12 protein-coding genes are annotated in these 16,854 nt (G+C 63.2%); 3 read left to right on the top strand and 9 right to left on the bottom strand.

Annotation, left to right across the window (positions count from 1 at the left end; genetic code table 11):
• Nucleotides 1-161: 161 nt before the first annotated feature.
• Complete coding sequence (locus RMO51_RS14910; protein WP_310395897.1) at nucleotides 162-740, bottom strand: DUF3109 family protein; 579 nt, start codon at nucleotides 738-740, stop codon at nucleotides 162-164.
• Between the two features lie 102 nt (nucleotides 741-842).
• Here RMO51_RS14910 and RMO51_RS14905 point away from each other — a divergent pair, with 102 nt between their 5' ends.
• The 3 genes from RMO51_RS14905 (at nucleotide 843) to murA (ending at nucleotide 5,449) form a co-directional block, all read left to right on the top strand.
• Nucleotides 843-3,092 carry a UvrD-helicase domain-containing protein gene (locus RMO51_RS14905; protein ID WP_310395895.1) on the top strand — a complete coding sequence of 750 codons (2,250 nt, stop codon included), beginning with the start codon at nucleotides 843-845 and terminating at the stop codon, nucleotides 3,090-3,092.
• A 196-nt stretch (nucleotides 3,093-3,288) separates the two neighbouring features.
• Nucleotides 3,289-4,026 carry a DUF4290 domain-containing protein gene (locus RMO51_RS14900; protein WP_310395893.1) on the top strand — a complete coding sequence of 246 codons (738 nt, stop codon included), beginning with the start codon at nucleotides 3,289-3,291 and terminating at the stop codon, nucleotides 4,024-4,026.
• A 118-nt stretch (nucleotides 4,027-4,144) separates the two neighbouring features.
• Nucleotides 4,145-5,449, top strand: a complete 1,305-nt coding sequence (gene murA / locus RMO51_RS14895) for a UDP-N-acetylglucosamine 1-carboxyvinyltransferase (RefSeq protein WP_310395891.1) — start codon at nucleotides 4,145-4,147, stop codon at nucleotides 5,447-5,449.
• A gap of 157 nt (nucleotides 5,450-5,606) precedes the next feature.
• On the opposite strand, the gene RMO51_RS14890 is transcribed toward murA, so the two are convergent.
• From RMO51_RS14890 to RMO51_RS14855, 8 genes are all read right to left on the bottom strand, one after another.
• Entirely contained in the window at nucleotides 5,607-7,295 is a 1,689-nt protein-coding gene (locus RMO51_RS14890; protein WP_310395889.1) for a T9SS type A sorting domain-containing protein, read from the bottom strand.
• Between the two features lie 231 nt (nucleotides 7,296-7,526).
• Nucleotides 7,527-7,865 (bottom strand): phage holin family protein, encoded by a 339-nt coding sequence (locus RMO51_RS14885; RefSeq protein WP_310395887.1) that lies wholly within the window; start codon nucleotides 7,863-7,865, stop codon nucleotides 7,527-7,529.
• Nucleotides 7,866-7,891: 26 nt separating this feature from the next.
• Nucleotides 7,892-8,986 (bottom strand): agmatinase family protein, encoded by a 1,095-nt coding sequence (locus RMO51_RS14880; protein ID WP_310395886.1) that lies wholly within the window; start codon nucleotides 8,984-8,986, stop codon nucleotides 7,892-7,894.
• A gap of 256 nt (nucleotides 8,987-9,242) precedes the next feature.
• Nucleotides 9,243-9,875, bottom strand: coding sequence for a chemotaxis protein CheC (locus tag RMO51_RS14875; protein WP_310395885.1), 633 nt, complete (start codon nucleotides 9,873-9,875; stop codon nucleotides 9,243-9,245).
• 57 nt (nucleotides 9,876-9,932) lie between these two features.
• Nucleotides 9,933-11,573, bottom strand: a complete 1,641-nt coding sequence (locus RMO51_RS14870) for a chemotaxis protein CheA (protein WP_310395883.1) — start codon at nucleotides 11,571-11,573, stop codon at nucleotides 9,933-9,935.
• Nucleotides 11,574-11,678: 105 nt separating this feature from the next.
• Nucleotides 11,679-12,065 carry a response regulator gene (locus RMO51_RS14865; protein WP_409025049.1) on the bottom strand — a complete coding sequence of 129 codons (387 nt, stop codon included), beginning with the start codon at nucleotides 12,063-12,065 and terminating at the stop codon, nucleotides 11,679-11,681.
• A gap of 77 nt (nucleotides 12,066-12,142) precedes the next feature.
• Complete coding sequence (locus RMO51_RS14860; protein WP_310395880.1) at nucleotides 12,143-12,673, bottom strand: chemotaxis protein CheW; 531 nt, start codon at nucleotides 12,671-12,673, stop codon at nucleotides 12,143-12,145.
• Nucleotides 12,674-12,714: 41 nt separating this feature from the next.
• Nucleotides 12,715-16,512: a HAMP domain-containing protein gene (locus tag RMO51_RS14855; protein ID WP_310395879.1), complete on the bottom strand. Its 3,798-nt coding sequence runs from the start codon at nucleotides 16,510-16,512 to the stop codon at nucleotides 12,715-12,717.
• Nucleotides 16,513-16,854: the final 342 nt, after the last annotated feature.

The raw sequence follows: 16,854 nt of genomic DNA, 5'->3' as shown, positions 1-16,854 counted from the left end.
TTTGTACAACGCGTTTAAACACCCCCTTCCATTTTAATTTGCGTCACCGTCTTTCTCCGCTTCCATATGAATTTAACCATAAATAAAAATTTTCTTTATTCCACCCCCCAATTTGCTTCGCCAGCCCCCCCACGACGTTCTTTAATTTGCCGATAAGAGCATTATTTCTTCTCCGGCGTGGGGTTCTCAATCTCCCGGACCAGCTCCCCGTACCAGCCCTCGCCGTACTTGCGAATGAGCGGATCCTTCAGAAACTGGTACACCTTCACGCCCAGCGAATCGCCAAAGGCGCAGGCCGGGTTGCAGATGCCCCAGCGGTCGTAGTTCAGCGCCTCGAACCCGTCGTATTTGGTGATGCGGATGGGGTACAGGTGGCAGCTGATGGGTTTTTTGAAGGTGGTGGCGCCCGCCAGGTAGGCTTGCTCGATGCCGCATTTCAGGATGCCGCGCTCGTCGTAGAGCGCGTAGGCGCACTCCTTGTCTTCGATGGTGGGCGTGCTGTAGTCGCCTTCCCAGTCCTTGATGTAGTGGCCCTGGGCGCCGATGGCGGCGCGGCCAGCGTCGGTGAGAAAGGGCTTGATGCTGGCGTATTCCTGCTCCAGAATCCGCAGCTCGGCCTCCTCCAGCGGGGCGCCTAGGTCGCCCTCCACGCAGCAGGCGCCCTTGCAGGCTTCGAGGTTGCAGACAAAAAAGTTGTCGGCGATGTCGTCGGAGATGACCGTTTCCCGGATAATAATCATTGTGCAAAGGTAGCCCCGGCGCGGGGGGCAAAATTTCGTTGCGCCCCCCGCCCGGCGGGCCGTATCTTTGCAGAACCGCTCAAAAAGCGGCTTAATTTGCTGATGGCACTAGATTATTTATCCCTTCTCAACCCGTCGCAGGCCGGCGCGGTGATGCAAACCGACGGCCCGTGCATGATTATCGCGGGCGCCGGCTCGGGCAAAACCCGGGTGCTCACCTACCGCATTGCCCACCTGCTCGAAAAAGGCGTCGACCCGTTCAACATCCTCGCCCTGACCTTCACCAACAAGGCCGCCAAGGAGATGCGCGCCCGCGTGGAAAAGGTGGTGGGCCCCAACGCCCGCAACCTCTGGATGGGCACTTTCCACTCGGTGTTTGCCAAAATTCTGCGCTCCGAGGCCGACAAAATTGGCTACCCGCGCAGCTTCACCATCTACGACACCCAGGACACCCGCACCCTGATGGGCCAGATTGTAAAGGAGCTGGAGCTCGACGACAAGCTCTACAAGCCGAGTTTGGTGCTGGGCCGCATTTCGGCGGCCAAGAACAAGCTGATTTCGGTCGGCCAATACCTGAGCGACGCGGCCATCAAAGCCGACGACGAGGCCGCGCTCCGGCCTAAAATCGGGGTGCTCTACCAGCAGTACCAGCAGCGCTGCTTCAAGGCCGGCGCCATGGATTTTGACGACCTGCTCTTCAACACCAACGTGCTGTTCAAGGAGCACACCGACGTGCTGAACAAGTACCAGAACATGTTCCGGTTCGTGATGGTGGACGAGTATCAGGACACGAACTACTCGCAGTATCTGATTACCCGCAAGCTGGCGGCGAAAGAACGAAACATCTGCGTAGTGGGCGACGACGCCCAGAGCATTTACGCCTTCCGCGGCGCGGACATTACCAACATTCTTAATTTCGAGAAAGACTACCCGGAATTACAAGTATTTAAATTAGAGCAGAATTACCGCTCCACGAAAAATATTGTGTGGGCGGCGAATTCGGTAATTAAAAATAACCAGGCGCAGTTGCGCAAGGACGTATTTTCGGAGAACGAGGACGGGACCCTGATTGAAGTATTGAAAGCCGCTTCCGACAACGAAGAAGGAAAGTTGGTGGCCAATTCCATTTACGAGGACAAGATGAACGGGCATTTGTCTTACGACAATTTTGCCATTCTCTACCGCACCAACGCGCAAAGCCGCGCGATGGAAGAATCGCTGCGAAAATTAAATATTAAATACAAAATTGTTGGCGGCCTGTCGTTTTACCAGCGCAAGGAAATCAAGGATTTGGTGGCCTACTTGCGGCTCACGGTCAACCAGAACGACGAGCAGGCGTTGCGCCGGGTAATTAATTACCCCAAGCGCGGCATTGGTGACACCACGATTAGCAAGCTGATTACCACGGCCGAAGAAACCAACCACACGCTGTGGGAAGTGGTGGCGCACGCCGACCAGTTTCTGGCCGCGCGGGTGTCGAACCCGGTGGTGGGCTTTGCCGAAAAAATCAAGAGCTACCTCGTGGTGGCGGCCAAGGAAGACGCGTTCGAAGCGGCCAAGTTTATTGCCAAAAACTCGGGCATGCTGGAAGAGCTGTACGCTGACAAAAGCATCGAGGGCCTTTCCCGCTACGAAAACATGCAGGAGCTGCTCAACGGCATCAAGGAATACGTGGACGACCCCGAGCGCGAGGACAAGACCCTGGGCGCCTTTCTGCAGGACATTGCGCTGGTGACGGACTCCGACGTGAAGGACGCCCAGCAGGACGGCGAGGCCGTGACGCTGATGACCATTCACTCGGCCAAGGGCCTGGAATTTCGCAACGTGTACATCGTGGGCATGGAGGAGAACCTCTTCCCGAGCCAGATGATGATAACCTCGCGGGCCGACCTGGAGGAAGAGCGCCGGCTCTTCTACGTGGCCATCACGCGGGCCGAGAAGAAGCTCACGCTGAGCTACGCCACCTCGCGCTACCAGTGGGGCAACCTGCGCAGCTGCGAGAAAAGCCGCTTTCTGGACGAAATCGACCCGCAGTACGTCAACTTTAAGTTTGCCGCCGGGCCGGGCGCGGGCGAGTCGCCGTTCCAGCACGTGTTCGAGCGGCGCTCGAATTTGATTCCGACCGCGCCGCGCAAAGTGGTGGCCACCAAATACGTGGCCCCCGCCGACTTCACGCCCTCCGATACCTCAACCCTGCAAAGCGGGCAGCGCGTGGAGCACGCCAAGTTCGGCTTTGGGGTGGTGAGCGCGCTCGAAACCCAGCAGGGCACCACCAAGGCCACCATCGTGTTCGAGGAAGTGGGCGAAAAGGTGCTGCTGCTGAGCTTTGCCAAGCTGCGCGTGCATTCGTAGCGACGCCTGTTTGCGTTTCGGCACTGAACGACCCGGCTCCATGCCGTTGGCAAGGCTGCCGTTCCGGCTTTTCCAAGGTGAAGACGCAAGCAGGCGTCGCTACGACCGTCGCCCGGACCTGCCGGGTCTCACCAATTCGCCAACGCCCTATCTTTGGCCTGCGCCCCGCCCCCGGCGGGCCCGCTTTACCCCTATTATGACTGACCTCACCACCCTCCCCTTCCACCTGCAACTGCTGGTGCGCGAATACGGGCACAGCACCTACCAGCTCATTTTGGGCCTGGCGCAGATTGAAGACCAAGCGGAGCGCACCAAGCGGGCCGGGCAGATTGTGCAGCTCATGCTGCGCCTGCAGCCGGCGCTGCGCGAGCTGCCCGAGGTGCAAACCCGCCTCTGGAACCACTTGCACGCCATGGCCGGCGAAGAAGTGGCGTTGGACGCCCCGGTGCCCCTGCGCAGCCTCACGGTGCGCACCGAGAAGCCGGCCCGCGTCCCCTACCCCCGCCAGGCGCCCAAGCTGCGCGCCTACGGGGCGGCCGTGGAGGCCCTCATTGCCAAAGCCGTGACAATGAAAGACCCCGCTGAGCGCGAGCAGGCCACCGTGCAGATTGGCCGGACCATGAAGTTCTTGTACCGCCAGCACAACAAGGAAAACGCCAAGGACGTGACCATCCTGCGCCACTTGGGCGAGCTTTCGGGCGGGCAGCTCCGGCTCGACCCGGCCGTGGTGGACAGCGAAAACCTGTTTGAAATGGGCCCGGGCCGCACCCCGGCCTTCGTCGTGCCCCAGCCCCAGCAGCGCGAACCCCAGAGCCGCGACCGGCGCGAAGGCCGCGACAGCCGCGAAGGCCGCAGCAACGGCAACGCCTTCGGCAACAAAAACGGCAAGAAGCGCAAAAAAGGCCGCCAGGAGCCCCAGCAGCCTCCGCAGTAGGTTTTTAGTTGTTCGTTGCTCGTTGTCAGTTGTCAGGGCTTTCGTAGGAACTCCATTGATGAGCAACGAGCCGCTGGCAGCTAATACCCGACAACCAATAACTGACAACTAACCCAGAATGGCAGCATTTGAAGTACGCGGCGGCAAAGCGCTGCGCGGTGAAATCACGCCCCAGGGCGCCAAAAACGAAGCTCTTCAGATTCTCTGCGCGGTCATGCTGACTTCGGAGCCGGTCACCATCAGCAACATTCCCGACATCCGCGACGTCAACAAGCTCATCGAGCTGCTGCGCGACATGGGCGTGAAGGTGGGCAAACTGGCTTCGGATACTTACTTGTTCCAGGCCGAGCACGTGAACCTGGACTACCTGGACACGCCGGAGTTCGTGGCCCAGGCGGGCGCCCTGCGCGGCTCGGTCATGATTCTCGGGCCCATGCTGGGGCGCTACGGGCGCTGCCAACTGCCCAAGCCGGGCGGCGACAAAATTGGCCGCCGGCCCATGGACACGCACTTTCTGGGCCTGGAGAAGCTGGGCGGCAAGCTCACGCTCGAAGGGCTGGATTTCTACCGCATCAAGGTGGAGGGCAGGCTGACCGGCACCCACATGCTCCTCGACGAAGCCTCGGTGACGGGCACGGCCAACATCCTGATGGCCGCCGTGCTGGCCGAGGGCACCACCACCATCTACAACGCCGCCTGCGAGCCCTACCTCCAGCAGCTGTGCCGGATGCTGGTGCGCATGGGTGCCAACATTCAGGGCATCGGCTCGAACCTGCTCACCATCGAAGGCGTGACCCGCCTGGGCGGCACCGAGCACCGCATGCTGCCCGACATGATTGAGATTGGCTCCTTCATTGGCTTGGCGGCGATGACGGGCTCCGAAATCACCATCAAGGACTGCCAGATTCCGCAGCTGGGCCTCATCCCCGACACGTTTCGCAAGCTGGGCATCCAACTCGAATTCCGGGGCGATGACATTCACGTTCCGGCCCAGCCGCACTACGAAATCAGCACCTACCTCGACGGCTCTATCCTGACCGTGAGCGACCATACCTGGCCGGGCTTCACGCCCGACTTGCTCAGCATTGTGCTGGTGGTGGCCTGCCAAGCCAAGGGCACGGTGCTCATCCACCAAAAGATGTTTGAGAGCCGGCTGTTCTTCGTGGACAAGCTCATCGACATGGGCGCCCAGATTATCCTCTGCGACCCGCACCGCGCCACCGTCATCGGCCTGGACCAGCGCACCCGCCTGCGCGGCATCACCATGACCTCGCCCGACATCCGGGCCGGCGTGGCGCTGCTCATCGCGGCCCTCTCGGCCGAGGGCACCAGTACCATTCTCAACGTCGAGCAAATTGACCGCGGCTACCAGGCCATCGACCAGCGCCTGAATGCGCTGGGGGCCGATATCCGGCGGATGTAACTACTTTCTTTCCGGCACCACAAAAACCCGCATCCGTTCAGTCGGGGCGGGCTTTGTGGTGCCGAAAAACTGCCAGAATTCGAGCATGGTCGCCCCGTAGCAGGGAGCAGGGGTACGGAGCGCCGCGCCAAAAGGCACCGCCCGACGAAACGCCGGGCTACTCGACCACCAGCTTGTGCGTGCTCAGCCGCTCGGCCTGCTGCACCCGCACCAGGTAGAAGCCGGGCGACAGGCCGGGCAGCGGCACGGTTATCTGGCCGGCGCCGGCCGGCACCGCAAACCGCCGGGGCACCGCCACCGTTTGGCCCGCGGCGTTGCGCACCTCCACCGTCAGGGGGCCGGCCTGGGCGGCGTGGTAGGCCAGCGCAACCTGGCCGCGGGCGGGATTCGGATACAGCCGCGCAGCGCGGCCCTCGGCAGCGGCGGGGCTGGTGCTCAGCGGGCCGGAGGAGCCGATAACGGCGAAAAATCCGTCCTGGGTGCCCCCGCCGGCCGCGGCCTGCAGGGGGTTGAGCACGTATTGCGGGTCGGAGCCCGTGCGCCCGGCCCAGGCCAGGCGGGCGCTTTGCCCGCCGATGACGCGGGCATCGAGGGCCGCGGTTTGGCCGCCCGCGCTGAGGCGCGTGACGAACAGCCGCTGCGTCAGGTCGGCGCTGAGCACCATCAGCCAGGCCCCGCCCGTGTAGGTGCCCAGCCCGGGCGGGTCGAGGGTGAGGGCGGGCAGGCCGAAAGCCGCGGCCCCGCCAATGTACACGCGGCCGGTTTCGTCGGCCCGGATTTCGCCGCCCTTCACCCGGATGGTGTTGCCGGCCCCGCTGGGCAGCCGGTTCACGAGCTGCTGGCCGCGCAGGTACGCGCCGGTGGCGGGTTCGTAACGCGCCAGAAACGTCTTGTGCTCCGAGCGGGTGTTGCTGAAGTTGTGGTATTGGTCGCCGCCCACGATGCTGGCCGATTGGGTGATGTCGGTGGTGCTGTAGCGGAAGATGTGGTTGCCCCCGGCGCACTCGAAGGCCGCGTAGAGCTTGCCGTCGCGCCCGATGGAGCAGCGGTAGCCCCGGGTGTCGGCCATGTTGTTAGTGGGCCGGTTGATGAAGCGGGGGGAGGTCCGGTCCGTCGACCAGTCGTAGGCCGTCCAGGTCACGGCCCCGGCGTAGCTGTGGCCGCGCAAGTAGGCAATCTGCACCGGCTCATTGCGAGTGCCGTCGAAGGCCGTGGCCTGGCGCCAGCCCACGGTGACCAGCGTGGTGCCGTCGAGGCACACGTCCTGGGTGTTGTTGTACCCCGTGAACGTGCTGACCACGCTGCCGTCCGGGGCCAGCAAGGTCACTTGGCCGTTGCCGGCGGCCCCGTCGGGGTCGGCCACGTTGCTCGGGCGCAGTACCGCGCAATGCCCGTTGGCCGCCGCGTCGACCCGGTTGATGAAGGTGCCGCTCAGCCGGTTCCAGGTCAGCGAGCCGGCCGTGGGCGGCAGCTTGAACACGCCGGCCAGGCCCGCGGCCACCAGGATGTTGTCGTTGCCGTCCAGGGCCAAATCGGTCACCTGGGCGGCCAACCGCGTGACCGAGAGCAGGGTGCGCCCGTCGGGGCTCAGCCGCAGAATGGCCCCCCCGGCCGTGGCCCCGGCGTTGTTGAGCACCGTGGCCGGCAGCCCGCCGGGCTGGGCTGCTCCAATGTTGGCCGCCAGCACGATAGTACCATCCGCCTGAATGCGGCACCCCGCCGCCGCATCGGTGCTGCTGGCATCACCCAAATAGGACGCAGACGTGACCGTGAACTGGGCCCGCGACGCGGGGGTAATGCCCAAAAACGCCACCAGTACCCACAGAACTTTGGTAATAATTTTCATAGTGAAAGCTTTAGTAGAAAAATTTGAAACAGTAATGTAGGATTTTTTCGCCACTACGGGCGGCATCAGCTCCATCCTTAGCAAATTGGTAATCCTAGCATAATTCAAACGCGGTGCGATTCCGACGGGCGCTGGCTTCACTGAGCACCTTCGCTCACCCAGCCGCGTCCGCCAAATAAAAAGCCCCAACCTGAGAAGCTGGGGCTCGTTTATTTGGCAGGTGAAGCGTTTCTAGTCGACTACTAAATCAACCACGGCGTTCACGATGGACAGCGCGATGCTGAACAGCAGCGCGTTGAGAAAGCCGTGCACGTCGAAGCTGCTCATCAGGTAGTCGGCCAGCTTCACGATGATGACGTTGATGACCAGCAGGAACAGGCCCAGGGTGAGCACCGTGATGGGGAAGCCCAGAATTTTAAGGATGGGCTTCACCACAGCATTGAGCACGCCGAGCACCAGCACCAGAATGGCCGCGCTGCCGAAGCCGCCCAGCACCACGCCCGGCAGCACCATGCTCAGGCCGTAAACCAGCACGGCGGTGAGGATGAATTTGAGAATAAAACCGAGCATAAGCGTAACGATTTAGGGTGAACAGATTATTCCGCAGCCATGCCTTTGGCTACGAGGCGGCCCTGGGATACGGCCATCCAGTTGCAAAGTTGATAGAGCAGGCGCGCGCCCACAATGCCGTTCCAGTCGGTGTCGCCGGGCGCCACCTCGTTGAGGTCGCAGCCGATGATGGTGATGCCCGCCCGCACGATGGCGCGGAGCAAATAGGTGGCTTCCTCGAACTCCAGGCCGCCGGGCACGGGCGTGCCGGTGCCGGGGCACAGCTTGGGGTCCAGTCCGTCGATGTCGAAGCTAATGTAAATTTTGGGCGGCAGCTGGGCAATGATTTTGCCGCACACCTTCTTCCAGGACTTCTTGGCAAATTTCTCGTCGCTCAAAAACCGCTGGCTGAACAGGGCCACCCGGCCGTTGGAGTGCTCGATGAACTCGGCCTCCTGCTGGCACATGTCGCGGATGCCCACCTGCACCAGCTTCTTCACCTGGGGCAGTTCCAGCGCGTTGTGCATGATGCTGGCGTGCGAGTAGCGGAAGCCCTCGTAGGCCGGGCGCAGGTCGCAGTGCGCGTCGAACTGCAGAATGGCAAAGGCCTCGTGCCGCTCGGCCAGCGCGTGCAGGTAGCCCAGGGGCGTGCTGTGGTCGCCGCCCAGCACCACCACGCCTTTCCCGGCGTCGAGCAGGGCCCCGGTTTTGGCTTTGAGCCACTGGAGCATTTTTTCGCCCTCGGCCGTGGCCCGGGCGGGCGCGCTGCCGTACTGGCCCTGGTCGGCGGCGGGCTCGCCGGCTTCGAGCCAGGCAATGTAGCCGGCGGCCAGGGGGCGCAACTGGCGGCTGGCGGCGGCAATGGCTTCGTCGGCTTCCTCCATGGCCAGGCCCAGCTTCCAGGCGTCGGGCAGGTCCGGGTCGTACAAGTCGACTTGCAGCGACGCTTCGTGGACGGCGGCCGGGCCTTCGGCCGTGCCGGCGCGGTAGCTCACCGTCACCTCCCACGGCACGGGCACCACCACCACCTGGGCTTCGGCAGGCGTGAAGGGCAGGCCAAACAAGCCGCCGCCGGCCTCGCCGGGCGCATTGGGGTCGAAGGATTCTATTTTTTTTGCCAGCGCGGCATCGGTTTTAAGCATCGGAATCAATGGGAAACAGTTTATGAAGCAGCAAGACCGGGCCAAAGCTCACCGGCCGCCACGGCGAGGAGAACAAAACGCCATGCCGCGCGGAGCCGAAGCATCTGCGCCCCGTGGCTAGTTGATTTTGGATGGTCGTGCCGAAGTAAGCGTACAGGTGGTCCGACTGGTTGTCTCGCACGGGCGAAATCGTTTCGACGGCGCAGGCGCTTCGGCGCCGCGCGGCATGGCGTTTCAGCGAAACCAAGTGGCAGCGCTAGGCCGACATCTGGCTGCCCAGAAAGTCGTAGCTGCGGATAATTTCCAGAATCTTCTCAAAAGTTACCCGGTCAAAGAACAGCATCAGCGGGAGCTCCACCATGTTGTCTTTGTCGGAAAACTGGGTGATGACCGAAAAGATGAGGGGCTGGAGCATTTGCTGCGGCAGCAGGCTCTGCATGGTGTCGGCAATGTCGCCGCGGGGCGCGGTGGGCGGGGCGCCGTAGATGTTGGCCTTGAGAATGTTAGCCAGTTGGGTGACCAGCGCGCCGGTGATGATGTTGCTGATTTCGAGCAGCAGGGATTCCTGCAGCTCGTTCATGTCCAACGATTCGGCCGTTTGCATGCGCAGGCACACGCGGGAGAGCCGCTGCAAGTGCTGGCCCGAAAAAAACATCAGGGTGGTGCCGTTGAAGTCCCCCCGAATATCGGACTGGATGGGCACGTGCTTGGCCTGATACTCCCGCACTTTGCGCAAAATATCGTCGCTCATCAGCAAGTCGATGTTCGGCACTTCCAACAGAACGCGTTCCTGGGCAATAATGGCAAACGAGTCGGCGGCGCGGGCCAGGCCGATGTTCAAAATCTCGCGGATTATATCACGCTCTAAGTCGGTCATCGATAAATCCATAACGTCGAAAATAGGGGGAGGTGCAGCTGCGAGAACTGGGGTGAAAGAAAGGAGAGCTTAGGGGCGCTTGGCAATAAAGAGGCGGGTGAGGGCGGGCACGTCGAGCACGAGGCAGACCTGCCCGCTGCCGAGCAAGGTAACGCCCCCAAACAAGTCAATAGTGTCCAAAGGTTTGCTCAGGGGCTTGATAACGATGTTTTGCTGGCGAATGAAGCGGTCCACCAGCAGGCCCAGCCGGCGGCTGTTGTAGTTCACCACCAGCACTTGCTGGGGGCCGGTGAGGTCGGCCTTGGTGGCAAAAGGCAGCGTCTCGTGGCCTTCGTCGTAAAGCAGCTGGCGCAACGGCACCAGCGGCACGGCCTGCTCCTGAAAATGCGTCACCAACACCCCGCCCACCACCGCAATCTGGCCGGGATGCAGCGCCAGCACCGTGTCGGTGTGCAGCAGGGGCACGGCGTAGGGCCGTTGGTCTACTTCCACCAGCAGGGCGCCCTTCACGGCAATGGAGGTGGGCAGCACCAGCGTGAAGGTGGTGCCCACGCCCAGTCGGGATTCCACGCGCAGCTGCCCACCCAGCGAGTCCAGCGCCAGCTTCACCACGTCGAGGCCCACGCCGCGGCCCGAAATGTCGGTTACTTTCTGGGCCATCGAGAAGCCGGGCTCGAACAAAAAGGCCCACACGGCCTGCTCGCCCAGGGCCACGGCGGCCTCGGCCGTGGTCAGGCCGCGCTCCACGGCCTTGCGGCGCACGGCCTCGGTGTCGATGCCGCGGCCGTCGTCCCGGACTTGGATGAGCACGTCGTCGCGCTCGGTAAGGGCCGAGAGCGTGAGCTGGCCCACGGCCGGCTTGCCCGCCTGCTGGCGCTGGGCCGTGGTTTCGAGGCCGTGGCTGACGGCGTTGCGCACCAGGTGCAGCAACGCATCGGTAATGATTTGCAGGATGTTGCGGTCAATCTGCACGTCCTGCCCGCTCAGGGTAAGCTCCACATCCTTGTCTTCGGCGGTGGACACGTCGCGCACCACGCGCGGAAACTTGTTCAGCAGCACGCCCACGCCCACCAGGCGGGCGTCCATTACGCTGTACTGCAAGTCGTCGGAAATGCGGAACAGGTGCTGGGCGGTGGCCACCAAGGCCGGATTGCCAATTTCCTGGGCCAGCGTCATTATCCGGTCGCGGTCAATGACCAGCTCGCCCACGAGGTTGAGCAGGTTGTCCAGCTTCTTGACCTGGATGTACACCAGGTCCGACAGCTCCATCTTTTTGGCGGATTCCTCGTCGGTGTCCGGCGCGTCCACCGCTTCCAGCACCGGCGCCTCGCCCCGCACCAAGCGGTCAAGGTTGTCGAGCAGGGCGGTGGCCGCGGGCAGGGGCTGGTTGGCGCCCACGGCCCGAATCATGCCGCCCAGGGCGTCGACCCCCGCAAACACGACCCGGATGAGCGGCCCGCTGAACGTCCGCTCCCGTTCCCGAATCATCCCGAACAGCGTTTCCAGGTGGTGCGCCACCTCGCCCAGGTCCGTGAAGCCCATGGCGCGGGCGTTGGCCTTCAGGTTGTGCATGAGCCGGAACAGCTCGTTGAGGGCCGGGCCGGCGTTGGGGTTGCGCTCCAGCTCGCTCAGGTGCCGGCTCATGGAGTCGTAGTACTCCAGCGCCTCGGCCATGAACAGCTCCCGGTATTCTTGGTCGCGCGTTTTCATTGGCCTTCCATCATCGGTGCACTCCTGTTGCGTCCGCGGGTGCGCGGCAGCAGCCCGTCGTTTCCAACGAGCTTGGGCACGGCCACGGGGCGTTGTGGCAGCACCTTACGCGGCCCGTTCCGAGGCGTCGTTTTGCAGCGCGGCCCCCACAATTTCCAATACTTTCTCTTCCGAAAAGGGCTTGACGATGTACGCCAGGGCCCCGTTTTCAATGGCTTCGTTCACGATAACTTCCTGCCCCACGGCGCTGCACATCACCACCTTGGAGCTGGGCTGGATTTGGCGCAGGCTCTTGAGCACGTCCAGCCCGGTGTTGTCGGGCAGAATCACGTCGAGGGTAATCAGGTCGGGCGCGGTTGAAGCGGCCATTTCCAGGGCCTGCGCGCCGTTAGCGGCCTCGCCGACGACTTCGTACCCGGCATCGGTGAGCATGTTTTTGAGCATCGTGCGCATGTAAAATGAGTCGTCGACGATGAGGATGCGCTTGTTCATGAAATTGATTGGCATTGAAATAAAACAGGGAAACGACCAAGCCATGCGGCCCGGCAAGGCATTGTACGGGGCGGGGCCTACGAAGATGTCTCTTTGCCCGGCAGTTTCATCACCTCGCTCGGCGTTAGCAGCTTGCGCATGTCGAGCACGATGATGATGCCCCCGTCGGGCAGCTTGGCGATGCCCTCGAGGTATTTGTCGCGGGCGCTGGCGTCCTGCACAAATTCAGGGGCCGGCTCAATCTGACTGAGCGGCAGCGTGAACGGCCGGGGCACTTCGCGCACCACCAGGCCCAGGGTGTAGTCGGCCGCTTCCACGGCCACGGTGTAGGTGCGCTCGGGCAATTCCCGGCCAACCGGCCGCAGCCGGAACCGCTCTTCTAAATCGAGGATGGCGATGATGTCGCCGCGCAGGTTGGCAATGCCCTTGATGAAAGGCGGCGTTTTAGGCATGCGGGCCACTTCGGGCGTCACCGTCACCTCCTTCACCTGCTCAATGCGGATGCCGTAATCCTCATCGCCGAGCCGAAAGACGATGAGCTGCACGAGCTCGGCCGGCTTGGCGCGTTCGGGTTTGGGGGCGGGGGTTGCTAGTTCAATCTCAGCCATGCGGCGGGCGGTAATGGGCTAGGGCTAGGCGTGGTCAGAAATTATTTGGCCCTGGCCTTGGCTTTGGAAGCGGCCACTTTAACGACCCGGCCATTGTCGGAACCGTTGCCATTTTCCGCGGCTTTGGCTTTCGAATTGGGCTTGTCCACCGGGCGGCGGGTGGGCGCCGGGGCCGGGGCCGCCGGGGCCACGGTACGCGTCGCGCGGTTGGGCCGCTCACGTGGGAAAGTCAGCGCCGGGGCCACTGGTTCGGGCGACGCGTTGCGGCGCGTCACTCCGTTTCGACGACCGTTCTCGACCGCCGCCGGCTTGGGCTCTTCGCGGTTTTGCAGGTGGCGGGCGGCCATGCCGTTTTGCGGCGCGGCAGCGTGAGGTTCGCGGGCGCGGTACGTGTCGCGGGCGCTGGGGCCGCGCCGCACTGGCAGTGGTGCCGGCTCGGGCTCGTAGGGGCTGAGCTGGAAGGTTTCGAGGCCCGCCTGGAGGTCGTCGGCAATGTCGGTGAGGCGCTGGGAGCTGGTGGTCAGCTCCTGCATGGCGGTGCTCAGCTGCTTGGCCGTGCCGGCCACCTGCTGGGTGCCGGTGGCCGTCTGCTCGGCAATGGCCACCACTTCCTCCACGTACTTCACCACGTCGCCGATGGAAGTTTTCTGCACCTCGGTGGCCGTGAGAATGTCGCGCGAAGTGCGCAGCGTTTCGCCGCTGCTGGTGGCAATGTTCTTGAAGGCCGAGCTGGCCTCAAAGGTAGCGTTCTTGCCCTTGAGCACCCGGCCTTCCATGGTCGAAATGGCCGTGGCGGCCGACGTGGTGTCCTTCCGCACGTCCTCCACCAGCGTGGCAATTTCGTTGGCCGACTTGCGGGAGCCCTCGGCCAGCTTGCGAATTTCCTCGGCCACCACCGCAAAGCCCCGGCCGGCTTCCCCGGCGCGGGCGGCTTCGATGGCGGCGTTCAGGGCCAGCAGGTTGGTTTGCGAGGCAATGTCGGTGATTACGCCCAGCGACTTGCTGATTTCGCCCGAGCGGGTGCTCAGCACTTCGATGGTGCGGGCCGTCTGGCCGGCGGCGCTGGATATTTCTTCCATGTTCTTCACCACTTCCGCCACCGTTTTTAGACCGAGCTGCGAAGTCTGCTCACCGAGGATGGCCGCTTTGTTCACCACGTCGGCCTTGTTGGCCGTTTCCTTGGTGGCCTGCATGATTTCCTCAATCAGTTTGAAGGCCTGGTCGGTTTTCAAGGCCTGGTTCTGGGCGCCCTCGGCCATCTGCTGCATGGCCAGGGCCACGTCGACGGTCACGCGACTCATCTCCTGGCCTTTGCCGGCCATTTCTTCCGACGACGTACCCACGACCTGCGACGAGTCGTTGATTTCACCGAGCAGCTCGTTCAGGTTTTCCACGGCCAGGTTCAACGCGCTCGACATGGCCAGGATGTCGCCCGTGGTGGGCACTTCCACGCGCTGGGTCAGGTCGCCTTCCGAGATGGCGCGCACCACCCGGCTCACCTCCAGCACCGGCGAGGCGATGGATTCGAGCAGGGCGTTGAGCGTGTCCACCAGCTCTTTCCAGGAGCCCGACACGCCGCCTACGGTGGCCCGCTCGGTGAGCTTGCCTTCCACGCCGGCCACCTTGGCCACCCGGCTGACTTCCACGGCGAGGCGGTTGAGGTCGTCCACCATGCGGTTGATGGTGTCGGCCAGCTCGGCCACTTCGCCCTTGGCTTGCAGGGTCAGCTTCTGGGTCAGGTCACCCTTCGACACCGCCGTTACCACCTTCACCAGGCCCCGCACCTGGGTGGTGAGGTTGGAGGCCATGTAGTTCACGTTGTCGGTCAGCTCTTTCCACACGCCGGCCACGTTGGGCACGCTGGCCTGCCCGCCGAGCTTGCCCTCGGTGCCCACCTCCTGGGCCACCCGGGTCACCTCGCCGGCGAAGATGTTGAGCGAGTCCACCATGCGGTTCAGGTTGTCCTTCAGGTCGAGCAGCTCGCCGTTGACGTTTACCGACACCTTCTGGCTCAGGTCGCCGCGCGACACGGCGGTGGCCACGTTGGCGATGTCGCGCACCTGACTCGTCAGGTTGCTGGCCATCGTGTTCACATTGTCGGTCAGGTCTTTCCACGTTCCCCGAACATTTGGCACCTTGGCCTGGCCGCCCAGCTTGCCTTCGGTGCCTACTTCGCGGGCTACCCGGGTCACCTCGTCACCGAAGGTATTCAGCGAGTCCACCATTTCGTTGAGGTTTTCCTTGAGCTGCAGCAGCTCGCCGCGCACGTTAACGGTGATTTTCTGGCTCAGGTCGCCCTTGGCTACCGCGGTGGCCACGTTGGCGATGTCGCGCATCTGAGAGGTCAGGTTCGAGGCCATCGTGTTCACGTTGTCCGTCAGGTCTTTCCAGGTGCCGCTCACGCGGGGCACGTTGGCCTGCCCGCCCAGGATACCCTCAGTGCCTACCTCGCGGGCCACCCGGGTTACTTCGCCGGCGAAGATGTTGAGCGAGTCCACCATCTGGTTCAGGTTGTCCTTCAAATCCAGCAGCTCGCCTTTTACATCGACCGTGATTTTCTGGCTCAGGTCACCTTTCGACACGGCGGTGGCCACGTTGGCGATGTCCCGCACCTGACTGGTCAGGTTCGAGGCCATCGTGTTCACGTTGTCCGTCAGCTCCTTCCAGGTCCCGCCCACGCGGGGCACCACGGCCTGGCCGCCGAGCTTGCCCTCTGTGCCCACCTCGCGGGCCACCCGGGTCACCTCGTCGCCAAAAATGTTGAGCGAGTCCACCATCTGGTTGAGGATGTTCTTCAGCTCCAGAATTTCGCCTTTCACGTTCACGGTCATCTTCTGGCTCAGGTCGCCGCGGGCCACGGCGGTGGCCACGTTGGCAATGTCGCGCACCTGCGAGGTGAGGGCCGCGGCCATGTCGTTTACGTTGTCGGTCAGGGCTTTCCACACGCCGGCCACGTTGGGCACGCTGGCCTGCCCGCCGAGCTTGCCCTCGGTGCCCACCTCCTGGGCCACGCGCGTCACCTCGCCGGCGAACAGGTTGAGCGAGTCCACCATCTGGTTCAGGTTCTGCTTGAGCTGCAAAAACTCGCCCTTCACGTCCACCGTCACCTTCTGCGTCAGGTCGCCCTTGGCCACGGCCGTGGCCACGTTGGCGATGTCGCGCACCTGAGAGGTCAGGTTGCTGGCCATGTTGTTCACGTTGTCCGTCAGGTCCTTCCAGATGCCGCCCACGTTGGGCACGCTGGCCTGCCCGCCGAGGCGGCCCTCGGTGCCCACCTCCTGGGCCACCCGCGTCACCTCGCCGGCGAAGATGTTCAGGTTGTCGATGGTCTTATTGATGGTTTCGGCCATCAGCTTGAAGTCGCCCGACACCGGAATCTGAAAGCTCTCGTCCAGGTTGCCGCGGCTGATGTTCTTGAGCACCTTGCCTACCTCCAAAACCGGCACGGCGATGCTGTCCACCAGGCCGTTGATGTTGTTGACCATGTCGCGCCAGAAGCCGGCGGCGCCGTCGGCCGAAGCCCGGGCCTTGAGGTTGCCCTCCACCCCGGCCACCTTCGAAATGCGCGACACCTCGCCGCCCACCCCGCCAATCATTTCCACCATGGAATTGTAGGCTTCGGCGATTTCGGCAAAAATGTCGTCGTTCTGCTTGGTCAGCCGCACCGACACGTCGCCCTTTTTGAAGGCGTCGAGCGCGAAGAGCACGCGGTTGAGCTGGTCGTTGACGTAGCCGGGGTCCTGGGTGTCAACCGAGCCGCGCTCGCCGCCTTTTTTGCGGGTCAGGTCGTTGTTGGTCCGAACGACATCCAGGGACGAAACGGCGCCGGAGTCCGGCATTCCGCCGGTAGCATCATCCGTTGTAGTCACCGCGGGGGCCCGCCGAGGCTTGGGTTGCGCAGTCTTGGGGGAAGCCATATAATATAGGTATCAAATCGGATGAAAGAAGGACGCAAACGAAAGGCGAAGTACGGCGTTTGGCTGCGAATAATCAAAGGTGCGCCGGGCAAAAACGCCAGGAACCAGTTGGTCCCGTCGGCCTGCTGGGCGGGCCTGAGTGCGGCCGAATTCGCGCGCCGTGCGCCGCCGCCGGGAATATTCCGGCATCTTTGCGGCCTATTTTAACATTTCGCCACGGCTGGCCGTTTCACGTTCGACGGTCCACCCCAGCCGGCCGCCCCC

The sequence above is a fragment of the Hymenobacter sp. genome, from assembly GCF_031398885.1.
In the GTDB taxonomy this organism is placed as follows: Bacteria; Bacteroidota; Bacteroidia; order Cytophagales; family Hymenobacteraceae; genus Hymenobacter.
This window is presented reverse-complemented; position numbering and strand designations above follow the sequence as displayed.

Bases quoted from the DNA above. Each gene is read 5' to 3' on its own strand.
- RMO51_RS14910 (WP_310395897.1), bottom strand. From the start codon at position 740: ATGATTATTATCCGGGAAACGGTCATCTCCGACGACATCGCCGACAAC.
- RMO51_RS14905 (WP_310395895.1), top strand. From the start codon at position 843: ATGGCACTAGATTATTTATCCCTTCTCAACCCGTCGCAGGCCGGCGCG.
- RMO51_RS14900 (WP_310395893.1), top strand. From the start codon at position 3,289: ATGACTGACCTCACCACCCTCCCCTTCCACCTGCAACTGCTGGTGCGC.
- murA (WP_310395891.1), top strand. From the start codon at position 4,145: ATGGCAGCATTTGAAGTACGCGGCGGCAAAGCGCTGCGCGGTGAAATC.
- RMO51_RS14890 (WP_310395889.1), bottom strand. From the start codon at position 7,295: ATGAAAATTATTACCAAAGTTCTGTGGGTACTGGTGGCGTTTTTGGGC.
- RMO51_RS14885 (WP_310395887.1), bottom strand. From the start codon at position 7,865: ATGCTCGGTTTTATTCTCAAATTCATCCTCACCGCCGTGCTGGTTTAC.
- RMO51_RS14880 (WP_310395886.1), bottom strand. From the start codon at position 8,986: ATGCTTAAAACCGATGCCGCGCTGGCAAAAAAAATAGAATCCTTCGAC.
- RMO51_RS14875 (WP_310395885.1), bottom strand. From the start codon at position 9,875: ATGGATTTATCGATGACCGACTTAGAGCGTGATATAATCCGCGAGATT.
- RMO51_RS14870 (WP_310395883.1), bottom strand. From the start codon at position 11,573: ATGAAAACGCGCGACCAAGAATACCGGGAGCTGTTCATGGCCGAGGCG.
- RMO51_RS14865 (WP_409025049.1), bottom strand. From the start codon at position 12,065: ATGAACAAGCGCATCCTCATCGTCGACGACTCATTTTACATGCGCACG.
- RMO51_RS14860 (WP_310395880.1), bottom strand. From the start codon at position 12,673: ATGGCTGAGATTGAACTAGCAACCCCCGCCCCCAAACCCGAACGCGCC.
- RMO51_RS14855 (WP_310395879.1), bottom strand. From the start codon at position 16,512: ATGCCGGACTCCGGCGCCGTTTCGTCCCTGGATGTCGTTCGGACCAAC.